Source organism: Massilia sp. UMI-21 (genome assembly GCA_015277795.1).
In the GTDB taxonomy this organism is placed as follows: domain Bacteria; phylum Pseudomonadota; class Gammaproteobacteria; order Burkholderiales; family Burkholderiaceae_D; genus Telluria.
The window spans coordinates 4268425-4282927 of record CP063848.1 but is presented as its reverse complement, the minus strand read 5'-3'; the positions used below and the strand labels follow the sequence as shown (position 1 = coordinate 4282927).

Genomic DNA, 14503 nt, shown 5'->3' with positions numbered 1-14503 from the left:
CGATCGATTGGGAAGTGTTGCCGATCCGTATCATCGGTCCTGTCCCAACAAGTGTCCAGCAGGAGGCGGCATGATCGGCAAGATCGACCAGTACCTGAGTTTCAACGAAACGGCCCTGTCCCTGCGCGCCCAGCGCCAGGAACTGCTGGCGTCGAACATCGCCAACGCCGATACCCCGAACTACAAGGCGCGCGACATCGATTTCAACAGCGCGCTGCAGGGCGCGCTGGCCGGCAAGGGCGCATCCGGTCCGCTGGCCACCACCACCGCCGGCCACATCGGCCGCGGCGCCGCGGGCGGCGACATGCTGGCCAACGGTACCCCGGTGCTGTACCGCGGCGAAGTGCAGGGCAGTGTCGACGGCAATACCGTGGACATGGACGTGGAACGCAACCAGTTCGCCGACAACGCGCTGCGCTACGAGGCCGGCATCACGATGATCAACCACCAGATCAAGGGCCTGCTGGCGGCCATCCAGGGTCAATAAGGGGTAAGCCACCATGTCGCTCTTTAATATCTTCAATGTCTCCGGTTCGGCCATGAGCGCCCAGGCGCAGCGCCTGAACACCGTCGCCTCCAACCTGGCCAACGCCGACAGCGCCACCAGCCCCAGCGGCGAAGCCTACCGCGCCAAGGCGGTCGTGTTCGAGGCCGTGCCGCAGCAGTCCGGCGCCACCGGCGTGCGCGTGCGCGAAGTGGTCGAGGACCCGTCGCCGCTCAAGCAGGTCTACGATCCCAAGCACCCGATGGCCGACGAAAAAGGCTATGTGGCGATGCCGAACGTGAACGTGGTGGACGAGATGGTCAACATGCTGTCGGCCTCGCGCTCCTACCAGACCAACGTCGAGACCATGAACGCGGCCAAGACCATGCTGCTCAAGACCCTGACCCTGGGTCAATAATCGAATAAGCCATCATGACCACCGTAAACAACACCACCGGCGCCAGCAGCAACGTGAGCGACCTGATGTCGACCATGAACACCAAGAAGGCCGAGGTCGACAGCGTCCAGGCCGACACCGACAAGTTCATGACCCTGCTGGTCACCCAGCTCAAGAACCAGGATCCGCTGAACCCGCTCGACAACGCCCAGGTCACCAGCCAGCTGGCCCAGCTCTCGACCGTCACCGGCGTCAACAAGCTCAATGCCACGCTCGAATCCCTGAAGAGCAGCTACCAGTCGTCCGAAGCGATGCAGGCGACCAACCTGATCGGCCATGGCGTGCTGGTCGAGGGTTACCAGACCCAGCTGAGCGGCGGCAAGTCCATCCTCGGCGTCGAACTCGACAGCGCCGCCGACAAGGTGCAGGTCGTGATCACCAGCAGCACCACCGGCAAGGAGGTGGCCACGATCGAGCTCGGCGCCCAGGAAGCCGGGGTGGTGCCGATCGCCTGGGACGGCGTGCCCGACTCGACCAATCTGGATGCCGACGGCAAACCGGTCACGCTGCCGGATGGCAGCTACACCTACAAGGTGGTCGCGAGCCGCGGCGGCGAGGCCCTGACGGATGCGCGCACCCTGTCCTTCGACAGCGTGGCCAGCGTCACCACCAACGGCAAGGACGGCATCAAGCTGAACCTGCCGGTCAAGGGCGCCGTCACCATGGCCGATATCAAACAAGTGCTGTAAGCCGAGCCGCTTACTTCGTAGTTAATTCATCAGGAGTACACCATGTCTTTCCAGCAAGGCCTGAGCGGCTTGAACGGCGCAGCCAAATCCCTCGACGTCATCGGTAACAACATCGCCAACGCCAGCACGGTCGGCTTCAAGGGCTCGACCACGCAGTTCGCCGACGTCTATGCCAGCTCGCTGAACGGCGCCGGCGGCATTTCGGCCGGCATCGGCGTCAAGGTTTCCAATATCGCCCAGCAGTTCACCCAGGGTAATGTCGAAGCCTCGAACAACCCGCTCGACATCGCCATCAACGGCGCCGGCTTCTTCCGCACCGAGGCCTCGGGCGTGGTGCAGTACAGCCGCAACGGCCAGTTCTCGCTGGACAAGAATGGCTTCCTGATGAATGCGCAAGGTGCCAAGCTCACCGGCTATGGCCTGAGCGCGAGCGGCCAGCTGGTGGCCGGCGCCCCGACCCCGCTGCAGATCGATACCTCGGACCTGGCCCCGGTCACGACCGCCAAGGTGCAGATGGAGCTGAACCTCGACTCGCGCAGCCAGAACCCGGTGAATGCGCCGTTCAGCGCGGACGATCCGACCACCTACAACAAGCAGACCCCGATGAGCGTGTATGACACGCTCGGCAACGCGCACGTGCTGTCGACCTTCTATGTGCGGACCGGTCCGGGCAGCTGGGACGTGTACGCCGCGAACGACGGCACCGAGATCACCGCCCTCAAGGTGGCCGCCGCCACCGAGGGCGCCGGCGGCGCCGCCGCGACCACCGCCCGCGCCAACTGGGAAGCCGCGACCAAGGCCGTGCCGCCGGTGCCGGCCACCATCGCCGCCGCCCTGGGCGCCTACGCCAGCGCCGCCTCCGGCCTGGTGTCGGCCGCCGCCGGCAGCGCCGGCGCCACCGCCGCCAACCAGACCGAGATCGCTGACGCCGCCACCAACGCCGCGGCGGTCCCGGGCGGCACGCCGGACGAGATCGATGCCGCCATGGCCAAGGCGATCAAGGTGCCGGCGGTCCCGGTGGGCAAGCTGGTGTTCGACGCGAACGGCGGCCTGAACAAGGTGCTGTCGACCGACGCCGGCAAGCTGTCCGTGACCCTGCCGGTGTATCCGTCCACCGGTTCCGAACTGACCATGCCGCTCACCGTCGACTACGACGGCACCACCCAGTACGGCACCGCCACCAGCGAGAAGCGGCTGGTCCAGGACGGCTATGCGGCCGGCAACCTGCAGCGCTTCACCACCGGCCAGGACGGCACCATCCTGGGACAGTACAGCAACGGCCAGACCAAGCCGCTGGGGCAGGTGATCCTGGCCAACTTCACCAATCCGAATGGTCTGGAGCCGCTAGGCAACAACGCCTGGGCCGAGTCGGCCAACTCGGGCGTGCCGCTGCTGGGCACCCCGAACTCGGGCAGCTTCGGCGTGCTGCAGCAGTCGGCGGTGGAGAGCTCGAACGTCGACCTGACCGCGGAGCTGGTCAACATGATCACCGCGCAGCGCGTCTACCAGGCCAATGCCCAGACCATCAAGACCCAGGATTCGGTGATGCAGACCCTGGTGAACCTGCGCTAATGCATACCTGAGTTGAACGCGCGCTCGGCGAAGCCGAGCACCCTACGTAGGGTGCTCGGCTGTGCCGACCGCGCGTCCAGCCGACCGTCGCGCAGCCGAAAATGGAGAAATAACGATGGACCGCCTGATCTACACCGCCGCCAGCGGCGCCAAGCACATCCTGGAACAGCAGGCCACCACCTCGAACAACCTGGCCAACGTCAACACCACCGGCTTTCGCGCCCAGCTGGACGTGTTCCGCGCGGTGCCGGTGCAGAGCGAAGGCTTGCCGACGCGCGCCTTCGTGGTGAATTCGACCGCGGCGGCCGACTTCACGCCGGGCGCGCTGCAGGTGACCGGGCGCGATCTCGACGTCGCCATCAAGGGGGAAGGCTGGCTCGCGGTGCAGATGCCGGACGGCACCGAAGCCTATACCCGCAACGGCGCCCTGCAGACCAGCCAGAACGGCCTGCTCACCACCGCCAATGGCGCCACCATCGCCGGCGAGGGCGGCCCGATCACGATTCCTCCCGACGCCACCGTCACGGTGGGCGGCGACGGCACCATCTCGACCATCTCCACCACCGACCAGCCGGCGGCCAGCAACATCCTGGGCCGCCTGAAGCTGGTCAATCCGCCGGCAGGGGACATGGTGCGCGGCGACGACGGCCTGTTCCGCCTGCGCGACGGTGGCACCGCCCAGCCGGATGCGGCCGTGCGCGTGGCCGGCGGCGCGCTCGAGGGCAGCAATGTCAGCGCGGTCGATTCGATGGTGAGCATGATCAGCCTGGCCCGCTCCTTCGAAACCCAAATGAGCCTGCTGAAGAACGCCGAGAATAACGCGGCGAAAGCCACCCAGATCCTCGCTTTGAATTGATAGTTGCTCCAGCATAATTCTCCTGTACGTGGCGGACCTCGTCTGCCGCATTTAGGAGAATCCCATGATCCGTTCGCTGTTTATCGCCAAGACCGGCCTCGAAGCGCAGCAGACCAACCTCGACGTCATTTCGAACAACCTCGCCAACGTCAGCACGAGTGGTTTCAAGCGCTCCCGCGCGGTGTTCGAGGACCTGCTGTACCAGAACGTGCGCCAGCCCGGCGCCCAGTCCTCGCAGCAGAACAACCTGCCGTCGGGCCTGCAGATCGGCACCGGCGTGCGCACCGTCGCCACCGAGCGCATCTTCACCCAGGGTAATCCCCAGCTGACCGGCAATTCGAAGGACGTCATGGTCAACGGCTCGGGCTTCTTCCCGGTCCTGCTGCCGGACGGCACCCAGGCCTACACCCGCGACGGCTCCTTCCAGACCGACCAGAACGGCCAGCTGGTGACCGCCAGCGGCTTCGTCGTCCAGCCCGCCATCACGATTCCCGCCAATGCCGAATCGATCACCGTCGGCCGCGACGGCACCGTGTCGGTGAAACTGCCGGGCGCGGTGGGCCCGACCCAGGTCGGTTCGCTGCAGCTGGCCACCTTCATCAACCCGGCCGGCCTGGAGTCGCGCGGCGAGAACCTGTACGTCGAAACCGGCGCTTCCGGCAACCCGAACCTGAACGTGCCGGGCACCAACGGCTCCGGCGTGCTGATGCAGGGCTATGTCGAATCGTCGAACGTGAACGTGGTCGAGGAAATGGTCAACATGATCCAGACCCAGCGCGCCTACGAGATCAACAGCAAGGCGATCACCACCTCCGACCAGATGCTGCAGAAACTGGCCCAGCTGTAATCAAGACCCTGCGTATGAAACCGACTTCCTTCTTCGCCGCCGCCGCGCTGGTCGCCATGGCCGGCTGCTCGACCACCCCGAGCACCATCGTGCAGGGCCCGACGTCGAGCCGTCCGATGCTGGTGCAGACCGCGCCGGCCAACGACGGCGCCATCTACAACGCCAACAGCTACCGCCCGATGTTCGAAGACCGCCGCGCGCGCCATATCGGCGACCTGCTGACGGTGAACATCAGCGAGCGCACCTCGGCCGGCAAGTCGGGCGCCAGCACCGGCAGCAAGTCGGGCAGCGCCAGCTTCTCGGTGCCGGGTCCGCTGCAGGCGCGTCTGGGCGCCGGGGTGGCGCTGGAAGGCGCGAACAAGTTTGCCGACGCCGACACCCAGAGCGCCTCGAACAACTTCACCGGCACGCTCGGCGTTACGGTCACCGAAGTGCTCCCCAACGGCAACCTGATCGTGGCCGGCGAAAAGCAGGTCGCCATGAACAAGGGCATCGAGTTCATCCGCTTCTCGGGCATGGTCGCGCCGGATACCATCCAGCCGGGCAACGTCGTGTCCTCGACCGTGATCGCCGACGCGCGCGTCGAATACCGTACCAACAGCCGCGTCGACCGCGCCGAGGTGAGCAACATGTTCTCGCGCTTCTTCCAGTCGATGCTGCCGTTCTAAGGATTGTCATGCGTACCAAATTCTCGTCGATCGTCGTCCTTGCCGCGCTGCTCGTGGGCGCCGCACCCCTGGCCCAGGCCGAGCGCATCAAGGACCTCGCCAGCATCGCCGGCGTGCGCCAGAACCAGCTGTCTGGCTACGGCATCGTCGTGGGCCTGGACGGCACAGGTGACCAGACCAGTCAAACACCCTTCACCGTGCAGTCGATCCAGGCGATGCTGCAGCAGAAGGGCGTCAACCTGCCGCCCGGCACCCAGCTGCAGCTGAAGAACGTCGCGGCGGTGATGGTCACGACCTCGCTGCCGGCCTTCGCCCAGCCGGGCCAGACCATCGACATCACCGTGTCCTCGATCGGCAACGCCAAGAGCCTGCGCGGCGGCACCCTGCTCATGACGCCGCTGCACGGCGCCGACGGCCAGGTGTACGCCATGGCCCAGGGCAATGTGCTGGTCGGCGGCGTCGGCGCCCAGGCCGGCGGCGCCCAGGTCCAGGTCAACCACCTGTCGGTGGGCAAGATCTCGGCCGGCGCCACGGTCGAGCGCGCCGTCGCCTCGAACCTGGGCGCGGACAACCAGATCCGCCTGGAGCTGAACCAGACCGACTTCTCGACCGCCGCGCGGGTGGTCGAAGCCGTCAACGACCAGTTCGGCGCCGGCGTCGCCACCGCCCTGGACGGCCGCGTGATCCGGGTGCGCACCCCGTCCTCGAGCGACCAGCGGGTGGCCTTCATCGGCCAGCTGGAAAGCATCGACGTGAATCGGGCAAGGGACTCGGCCAAGGTGATCATGAATGCCCGCACCGGCTCGGTCGTGATGAACCAGGCCGTGATGCTGGACAGCTGCGCGATCTCGCACGGCAACCTGACCGTGACCGTGGGCAGCGAAACGGATGTCAGCCAGCCCAAGCCGGGTTCGCTCGGCGCCACCGTCGTCACCCAGAACCGCTCGGTCGACATCAAGAAGGATCCGGGCCGCGTGCTGATGATCAAGGGCGGCGCGTCGCTGGCCGAAGTGGTGAAAGCCATGAATGCGATCGGCACCACCCCGCAAGACCTGCTGGCCATCCTGCAGGCCCTGAAAGCCGCCGGCTCGCTGCGCGCGGAACTCGAGATCATTTAATAAGCGTTACCCATTCCCATGATCGGCTCTCCCTCCACTGACCTCACCAGCAAGTTCGCCCTCGACACCAAGGGCCTGGGCGAACTCAAGCAAGGCGCCAGGAACGGCTCGCCCGCCGCGCTGAAGGAGGCGGCCACGCAGTTCGAAGCCATGTTCATCAACATGATGATGAAGAGCATGCGCGACGCCACCCCGCAAGAGGGGATCATGGACAACCAGCAATCCAAGATGTTCACCGGGATGCTGGACCAGCAGCTGAGCCAGAACCTGGCCAAGCGCGGCATGGGCCTGGCCGACGTGCTGACCCGCCAGCTGACGGCGAACCAGATGGGCGCCCAGGCGCTGGCCATCGGCGCCGACGGCGCAGGCCTGGCCGATGCGGCGGGGAAGGCGGCCGCCGCCGCTTCGGCCCTGGCGCCGCTCGACGGCAGCATGCGTCCGGGCATGGATGCGGCGACCATGATCAGGACCGGCGCCACCCAGCCGGGCGCGCCGGCGCTGCCCCTGACGACCGACAGCGGCCGCGTCCAGGCGCCGCATGTGCGCGCGTTCCAGGAAAAGCTGCATGCCCACGCCGCCGAGGCCGAACGCGCCACCGGCGTGCCGGCCAAGTTCATGCTCGGCCAGGCGGCGCTGGAAAGCGGCTGGGGCAAGCGCATGATCCGCAACGCCGACGGCAGCAACAGCAACAACCTGTTCGGCATCAAGGCCGGCCCTGGCTGGAAGGGCAAGGTCGCCACCGCCGTCACCACCGAATACGTCAACGGCGTGGCCCATCGGAAGGTGGAGAAATTCCGCGCCTACGACACGCCGGCCGACTCGTTCAAGGACTACGCCAACCTGCTGGCCAAGAACCCGCGCTACGAGAAGGTGCTGGACAGCGGCGGCGATGCCGCGGCCTTCGCCCAGGGCCTGCAGCGCGCCGGCTACGCCACCGATCCGATGTATGCGGCCAAGCTGACCCGCATCATCAAGCATTCCTTGGCATGAAGTTCGTAGGGTGGTCGGCTTCGCCGACCGCGCGTCCAGCCAGCAATGGAATAGCCGCGAAGACAACATTGCCGTGATGTGAACGCGTGGGCGGAAGATCCGCCCACCCTACAGTTTTCGGAATTGTTGCCGTAGATTGAACCGTTAAGAAGGAAAAATACATGTCCGGTAACCTCCTCAGCATTGGCAAGAGCGGCCTGTTCGCGGCACAGGCAGGCCTGGCCACGACCGGCCACAACATCACCAACGCCGGCGTGGCCGGCTACAACCGCCAGGTGGTGGTGCAGGCCACCGGCCCGATGCTCGATACCGGCGTCGGTTTCCAGGGGACCGGCACCCAGATTGCCGAGATCAAGCGCTACAGCGACGAATTCCTCAACGTACAGGTGCGCAACGCCCAGGCCAGCAAGAGCGGGCTGGATTCCTATTACGCCCAGATCAGCCAGATCGACAACCTGCTGGCCGACCAGACCGCCGGCCTGTCGCCCTCGCTGCAGACCTTCTTCAAGGGCGTGCAGGACATGGCCGCCAACCGCGCCTCGGTGCCGTCGCGCCAGTCGATGCTGTCCAGCGCCGACACCCTGGCCACGCGCTTCCAGGCCCTGGACGCGCGCCTGGGCGAGATCCGCGAAGGCGTGAACAGCACCATCCAGACCAGCGTCACGGTGATCAATTCGTACGCCCAGCAGATCGCCGACCTGAACGACAAGATCGGCAGCTTTGCCGCCGCCCAGCAGCGCGCGCCGAACGACCTGCTCGACAAGCGCGACCAGCTGGTGATGGAACTGAATACCCAGGTCAAGGCCACCGTCATGCCTGGCGATAACGACAGCCTGACGGTCTCGATCGGCAGCGGCCAGCCGCTGGTGGTGGGGCAGCGCGCCTTCCAGCTGGCGGCCAGCAAGTCGCCGACCGACCTGACCCGCATCGAGGTGGGCTATGTCACCGGCAGCAAGGTCACCGTGCTGGCCGATAACGCCCTGTCCGGCGGCACCCTGGGCGGCGCGCTCGAATTCCGCAGCAAGACCCTGGACCCCGCCCAGAGCGCGCTGGGCAAGGTCGCGATCGGCCTGGCTTTCGAGTTCAATGCCCAGCACAGGCTGGGCCTGGACCAGAACGGCGTGGCCGGCAAGGATTTCTTCAGCGTGGCGCCGGCCTACGTGGGCAAGAACATCAACAACGCGCTGTCCAGCACCACGGCGGTGCAGGCGGTCGTCAGCGACCCGAGCAAGCTGATGGACAGCGACTACAAGGTCGAGTTCGACGGCAGCAACTACAACGTGATCCGCCTGTCGGACAACAAGTCGACCGCGGTCACGCCCTACAGCGCGTCCGGCACCACCATGAGTATCGACGGGGTCGACTTCACGATTTCCGGCCTGGCCGCCAAGAACGACGAATTCCTGGTGCGCCCGACCATCGGCGGCGCCGCCAATTTCAACGTGCTGGTCAAGGACGTGGCGAGCATCGCCGCCGCCGCGCCGATCGCCACCAGCGCGCCGGTGAGCAATACCGGCACCGCCAGGATCAGCGAAGGCACGGTCGACAAGGACTTCCTGGCGGGCGCCCCGGCGCTGCCGGTGACCCTGGCCTTCGATGGCGCCAGCGGCAGCCTGAGCGGCTTCCCGTCGGGCGCCGCGGTCAGCGTCAAGGACAGCGCCGGCGTCGTGACCAACTACCCGGCGCCGGCCACCAGCGTGGCCTTCGCCGCCGGTTCGACCTATACCTTTGGCGGCGTCAGCGTGACCATGACGGGCGCGCCGGGCGACGGCGACAGCTTCACCATCGCCGGCAACGGCGGCGGCGTGGGCGACACCCGCAACATCGGCCTGCTGGGCGACCTGCAGACCAGGAACATCTTCAACAACGGCACCGCCACGATCCAGTCCTCGTACGCGCAGCTGGTGAGCACGGTGGGCAACAAGACCCGCGAGGTGCAGGTCAACGGCAACGCCGCCGAGGCGCTGCTGACCCAGGCCAAGGCCACCGCCGCCGACGTCTCGGGGGTCAACCTGGACGAAGAAGCCACCAACCTGATCAAGTACCAGCAGGCCTACCAGGCCGCGGGCAAGGTCATGCAGATTGCCGGCACGATCTTCGACACGCTGCTGTCGATCGGCCGCTGAGCATCGGCGAACTAAAACGACCAAGAGGCATTCATGCGCATCAGTACCCTGTCGATCTACGGCAACGCCACCTCCCAGCTCAACACGCTGCAGAGCGCCCTGGCGCGCACCCAGAACCAGCTGTCGACCAACCGCCGTATCCTGAGCCCGGCCGACGATCCGGTGGCCTCGGCGCGGGCGCTGGAAGTGAGCCAGTCGAAGGAGATGAACACCCAGTTCGCCACCAACCGCGCCAGCGCGCGCTCTTCGCTGTCGATGGTCGAAGGCGCCCTGCAGAATGCCGGCAGCCTGCTGCAGGACATCCAGCAACTGGCGGTGAACGCCGGCAACGGCACCATGTTGCCGCAAGACCGCGAAGCCCTGGCCACCGAACTGGAAGGGCGCCTGGAAGACCTGCTGGGCGTGGCCAACACCACCGACGGCAGCGGCGGCTTCCTGTTCTCGGGCTACATGGCGACCACCCAGCCTTTCACCCGCACCCCCGGCGGCGCGGCCTACCAGGGCGACCAGGGCCAGCGCCAGCTGCAGGTCGGGGCCTCGCGCAAGATCCCGCTGTCGGCCTCGGGCGCGGCGATATTCGAGAACAACCCGACCGGCAACGGCACGTTCCAGACCCGGGCCGATCCGGGCAACATCGGCGCCGCCATCATTTCATCGGGCTCGGTGACCGACCGTGCCCTGGCCAATGCCGGGCGCGACTACAAGCTGAGTTTCGCGGTGAGCGGCACCCCGGCCGTCACCACCTACAGCGTGGTCGATACCAGCACCGGCACCGACGTGCCGGTCCCGGGCCAGACCGCCGTCGCCTACGAGGCGGGCAAGACGATCAGCTTCGGCGGCCTGAGCTTCGACATCAAGGGCGAACCGGCCAATGGCGACGTCTTCACCGCCAAGCCGAGCGAGAAGCAATCGGTGTTTTCCACCGTGACCGACCTGATCGCGGCGCTGCGCGCCCCGGCCGACGGCTCGCGCGGCAAGGCAGCGCTGACCAATGGCCTGAATACGGCGCTGGACAACCTGAAATCGGCCCACGACAACGTGCTGACGGTGCAGGCCTCGGTCGGCGCGCACATGAAGGAACTCGACTACCTCGACAGCGCCGGCGACGATCTCGACATCCAGTACGCGGCGACCCTGGGCGACCTGCAGGACCTCGACATGGTCAAGGCGATCTCGGATTTCTCGATGCAGCAGACCACGCTGCAGGCGGCGCAGATGTCGTTCAAGACGATGTCGGGACTGTCGCTGTTCAACTACCTGTAAGCCCCTCTCGCACCCGCAAAGAGCCGGCGTCAGCCTGATGCCGTTCAGTTAAGCGTAGGGTGGCCGGGTTTCCCGGCCGCGCATTCAACTACATTGTGCTCTGCCACAGTGCATTAGTGACTTGAACGCGCGGTCGGCGAAGCCGACCACCCTACATTTTTACGCTAACGGAACGGCATTACCGGCGTCAGCCGGCTTTTTTGTTGGCGCCGTCCGCGTTCGCCATGGATGAGGCTTTAACTGCTGAGCACCTTCATACACAGATACATTTGCACAAACATAGTTCCGCTGCTTCTCCTATCCCCCTTTAGCATGATTTGCAGTTCTCGCGTTCCGTGCAGGGCCGTTCCACGGGGCATAAAAGGGGGGAAGGGCGGCCAACAACGTTTGTTCACATGCATATTTTTATGACGGCAGTATGCGCTGCATGTCACAGCCTTATGCCCGGAGTAATAAAACGTATCAATTACGCGACGAAATAACATCCGGATAAAATTTCCTACCTAAATTTCATCTTGCCATCTTTGCGGTCGGGCAATGTTGTGTAAGAGTATTCTCACGTATTGACCTTGCCGCAAACAGGGCAGGTGGGCGATGCGGACCAATGAGAATAATTTAAAGTCCAGGAGTCGTTGTGAAGCACAAGAATACTTTGAACAAGAGCGCCATCGCAGTCGCGTTGACCATGGCCTTCCCTGCGCTGGTGGGCGCCCAGGAAGCGATCCCCGCGCAGCCGCAGATGCAGCGCGTGGAGGTGACCGGCTCCAGCATCAAGCGCACCGAGACCGAAGCCGCCGCGGCGGTCCAGGTCATGACCCGCGACGACATCGAAAAGACCGGCGAAACCACGGCCCTGGGCATCCTGACCTCCACCGCCTCGATCTACGCCGGCAGCAACTCGGCAACCGCCAGCTCGGGCAGCTTCGCGACCGGTTCGTCTTCCGCCTCCACGCGCGGCCTGACCAAGGTGGCGACCCTGGTGCTGGTCAACGGCCGCCGCATCGCTCCCTACGGCCTGTCGGACAACGCGCAAGAGAACTTCACCAACCTCGACGCCATTCCGAGCGACGCGATCGAGCGCGTCGAGATCTTCAAGGATGGCGCATCGGCGATCTATGGTTCCGACGCGATCGCAGGCGTGATCAACTTCGTCCTGCGCAAGGAATTCACCGGCTTCAAGGTGCGCGGCAGCTACCGCGAATCGCAGCATTTCAACGACAACCGTAACCGCAACCTGTCCGTGATCGCCGGCTGGGGCGATATCGACACCAATGGTTTCAATACCTATGTCACCGCGGAAGTCTACAAGCGCGACGGTTACACCACCGGCGACCTGCAGAAGTACTACCCGGCCTGGCACCGCCTGACCCCGGGCCGCTCGACCTGGGACGCGAAGAGCGCGTTCTCGCCGACCGGTAACTACTACACCAGCGCGACCAACTACGTCGCGGCGCCTGGCTGCCCGCCCGCGAACATCGATCCGTCCGACAAGCTGTGCAAGATGGACATCCTGCCGTACAGCGGCCAGACCACCGACAACAAGCGCTACGCGGTCACCAGCGTGACCAGCTTCCGCATCGGCCAGGACATCGATGCAAGCTTCGAGATCATGCACGCCGGCGCCGAGAACGATTACATCATCACGCCGTTCAACATGAGCAACGGCAGCACCACCACCTCGTCCTCGATCTGGTACAACGTGATGGGCGGCAAGATGGTCGGTCCGTTCTCGTATCCGAAGCTGCCGGTCGGCCACCCGATGAACCCGTACAGCTACCCGGTCGAATACCGTGCCCGCCTGATGGACACCGGTGACGGCTTCAACTTCAACACCACCGATAGCGAGCAATCGCGCGTGATGCTGACCCTGACCGGCACCTACGCCGGCTGGGACTGGAAATCGGCCGCGGGCTGGGCCAAGTCGACCGCCAACAAGGCAACCCGCGCGGTCAGCCAGGCGGGCTACACCGACGCGATCGTCAACAACAAGTACAAGTTCGGCCAGCAGAACGACCCGGCCCTGCTGAACGCGATGTTCCCGGTCCGTACCACCGATGGCGAAGCAGTGGTCAAGTTCTTCGACGCCACCATCACCCGCGAAGTCATGCAACTGCCGGCAGGTCCGCTGAGCGTGGCGATCGGCACCGACATCCGCAACAACGCCTACAAGATGGCGAGCTCGGACAACGTGCTGCGCGGCGAGCTGGTCGGCATCTTCGGCCTGCAGGTCGATGACGACGTCAACCAGTACGCGCTGTTCACCGAAGCGCGCGTGCCGCTGACCAAGAAGCTGGTGCTGGACGCCGCCGCCCGCCTCGACAAGACCGGCGAGCAGGACGCGCACGTGTCGCCGAAGCTGGGCCTGACTTACAACGCGACCGACAGCCTGCTGCTGCGCGCGACGGCGTCGGGCGGCTTCCGCGCGCCGAACATCGTCGAATCGGGTAACGGCCTGGGCCGCTCGTCGGTGGCCACCAGCGTCAACGATCCGAAGCGCTGCCCGATCGCCAACCAGCTCAACGCACTGGTGCAGGGCGCGCCGAACGCGACCACCGCCGACAAGTCGCAGGCCAACAGCTTCCGCAACGCGGAGTGCTCGGGCGGCCTGCCGAGCTTCGTGTCCTCGAACCCGGACCTGAAGCCGGAGACCTCGCGCTCGCTGACCGCCGGCCTGGTGTTCGAGCCGATCAAGAACTGGAGCGCGGGCCTGGACTACTACTTCATCGAGCGTCGTAACGAAATCGGCAGCCGTTCGGTGGTCGACATCCTGCGCGGCGAAGACAGCCTGCCGGCTGGCCAGCTGATCCGTGTCGACAGCAGCGCCAACGACAACCAGTTCCTGGCCCTGGTGAAGAAGTATGCGCCGAACACGACCCTGGCCTACCCGGTCGGCCAGCTGGGCATGATCTACAACCCGTACGTCAACAGCGGCCGTACCCGTGTCCAGGGCTTCGACTTCGACGGCAAGGGCCGCTTCGACGTGCTGGGCCAGACCGTGCGCCTGGCCCTCGACGGCAGCTACATCCTGAAATTCCAGGAGTTCAGCGTCACCGACAATGCCTACGGCCCGAACCAGGGCGGCACCTACGACTACGGCTCGCGCCTGACCGTGGTTGCCAAGGCCTACCTGAAGCAGGGTGATTTCGACCATGCCGTCACCGCCAACTTCGCCAGCAGCTACAGCGCCAACAGCATCGCGTCGCCGACCTACTGCGTGACCCAGAAGGTTGCTGCGGAGTACATGGACACCTGCGGCCGCATCGGCAGCAACACGACCTGGAACTACAGCCTGGCCTACACCGGCATTCCGCACGTCAGGCTGAACGCCTACGTCGACAATGTCTTCGCCCGCGAAGCGCCGATCAGCTGGCGCGGTGGCTGGAGCCCGCAGTTCCGCCGCTTCGGCTTCGCCGCCAGCTACACCTACTGATCG

General features: G+C 65.5%; 12 protein-coding genes. All 12 read left to right on the top strand.

Annotation, left to right across the window (positions count from 1 at the left end):
• The first annotated feature begins 70 nt into the window (after positions 1-70).
• The 12 genes from flgB (at position 71) to IM543_18850 (ending at position 14500) form a co-directional block, all read left to right on the top strand.
• Positions 71-487, top strand: coding sequence for a flagellar basal body rod protein FlgB (gene flgB / locus IM543_18905; protein ID QOY93596.1), 417 nt, complete (start codon positions 71-73; stop codon positions 485-487).
• A gap of 13 nt (positions 488-500) precedes the next feature.
• Positions 501-902, top strand: coding sequence for a flagellar basal body rod protein FlgC (gene flgC / locus IM543_18900; GenBank protein QOY93595.1), 402 nt, complete (start codon positions 501-503; stop codon positions 900-902).
• Between the two features lie 14 nt (positions 903-916).
• Entirely contained in the window at positions 917-1630 is a 714-nt protein-coding gene (locus IM543_18895) for a flagellar hook assembly protein FlgD (GenBank protein QOY93594.1), read from the top strand.
• Positions 1631-1672: 42 nt separating this feature from the next.
• Positions 1673-3202 carry a flagellar hook protein FlgE gene (locus IM543_18890; GenBank protein QOY93593.1) on the top strand — a complete coding sequence of 510 codons (1530 nt, stop codon included), beginning with the start codon at positions 1673-1675 and terminating at the stop codon, positions 3200-3202.
• A 115-nt stretch (positions 3203-3317) separates the two neighbouring features.
• Complete coding sequence (gene flgF / locus IM543_18885; GenBank protein ID QOY93592.1) at positions 3318-4058, top strand: flagellar basal-body rod protein FlgF; 741 nt, start codon at positions 3318-3320, stop codon at positions 4056-4058.
• Positions 4059-4122: 64 nt separating this feature from the next.
• On the top strand, positions 4123-4905 hold the full coding sequence (gene flgG, locus IM543_18880) for a flagellar basal-body rod protein FlgG (GenBank protein ID QOY93591.1): 783 nt from the start codon (positions 4123-4125) through the stop codon (positions 4903-4905).
• A 14-nt stretch (positions 4906-4919) separates the two neighbouring features.
• Positions 4920-5573, top strand: a complete 654-nt coding sequence (locus IM543_18875) for a flagellar basal body L-ring protein FlgH (protein QOY93590.1) — start codon at positions 4920-4922, stop codon at positions 5571-5573.
• Between the two features lie 8 nt (positions 5574-5581).
• Positions 5582-6691 (top strand): flagellar basal body P-ring protein FlgI, encoded by a 1110-nt coding sequence (locus IM543_18870; GenBank protein ID QOY93589.1) that lies wholly within the window; start codon positions 5582-5584, stop codon positions 6689-6691.
• Positions 6692-6709: 18 nt separating this feature from the next.
• Complete coding sequence (gene flgJ / locus IM543_18865) at positions 6710-7681, top strand: flagellar assembly peptidoglycan hydrolase FlgJ (protein QOY93588.1); 972 nt, start codon at positions 6710-6712, stop codon at positions 7679-7681.
• A 161-nt stretch (positions 7682-7842) separates the two neighbouring features.
• The gene (gene flgK, locus IM543_18860) at positions 7843-9807 is read left to right on the top strand and encodes a flagellar hook-associated protein FlgK (protein ID QOY93587.1); all 1965 of its coding nucleotides are present in this window, start codon (positions 7843-7845) and stop codon (positions 9805-9807) included.
• Between the two features lie 33 nt (positions 9808-9840).
• Positions 9841-11070: a flagellar hook-associated protein FlgL gene (flgL, locus tag IM543_18855; GenBank protein ID QOY93586.1), complete on the top strand. Its 1230-nt coding sequence runs from the start codon at positions 9841-9843 to the stop codon at positions 11068-11070.
• A gap of 685 nt (positions 11071-11755) precedes the next feature.
• A complete protein-coding gene (locus tag IM543_18850; protein ID QOY96759.1) occupies positions 11756-14500 on the top strand; it encodes a TonB-dependent receptor in 2745 nt (914 codons plus the stop codon).
• The last annotated feature ends 3 nt before the right edge of the window (positions 14501-14503 follow it).

What these genes read in the sequence shown, in the direction of transcription:
- flgB (QOY93596.1), top strand. Translation starts at nt 71, where the DNA reads ATGATCGGCAAGATCGACCAGTACCTGAGTTTCAACGAAACGGCCCTG.
- flgC (QOY93595.1), top strand. Translation starts at nt 501, where the DNA reads ATGTCGCTCTTTAATATCTTCAATGTCTCCGGTTCGGCCATGAGCGCC.
- IM543_18895 (QOY93594.1), top strand. Translation starts at nt 917, where the DNA reads ATGACCACCGTAAACAACACCACCGGCGCCAGCAGCAACGTGAGCGAC.
- IM543_18890 (QOY93593.1), top strand. Translation starts at nt 1,673, where the DNA reads ATGTCTTTCCAGCAAGGCCTGAGCGGCTTGAACGGCGCAGCCAAATCC.
- flgF (QOY93592.1), top strand. Translation starts at nt 3,318, where the DNA reads ATGGACCGCCTGATCTACACCGCCGCCAGCGGCGCCAAGCACATCCTG.
- flgG (QOY93591.1), top strand. Translation starts at nt 4,123, where the DNA reads ATGATCCGTTCGCTGTTTATCGCCAAGACCGGCCTCGAAGCGCAGCAG.
- IM543_18875 (QOY93590.1), top strand. Translation starts at nt 4,920, where the DNA reads ATGAAACCGACTTCCTTCTTCGCCGCCGCCGCGCTGGTCGCCATGGCC.
- IM543_18870 (QOY93589.1), top strand. Translation starts at nt 5,582, where the DNA reads ATGCGTACCAAATTCTCGTCGATCGTCGTCCTTGCCGCGCTGCTCGTG.
- flgJ (QOY93588.1), top strand. Translation starts at nt 6,710, where the DNA reads ATGATCGGCTCTCCCTCCACTGACCTCACCAGCAAGTTCGCCCTCGAC.
- flgK (QOY93587.1), top strand. Translation starts at nt 7,843, where the DNA reads ATGTCCGGTAACCTCCTCAGCATTGGCAAGAGCGGCCTGTTCGCGGCA.
- flgL (QOY93586.1), top strand. Translation starts at nt 9,841, where the DNA reads ATGCGCATCAGTACCCTGTCGATCTACGGCAACGCCACCTCCCAGCTC.
- IM543_18850 (QOY96759.1), top strand. Translation starts at nt 11,756, where the DNA reads ATGGCCTTCCCTGCGCTGGTGGGCGCCCAGGAAGCGATCCCCGCGCAG.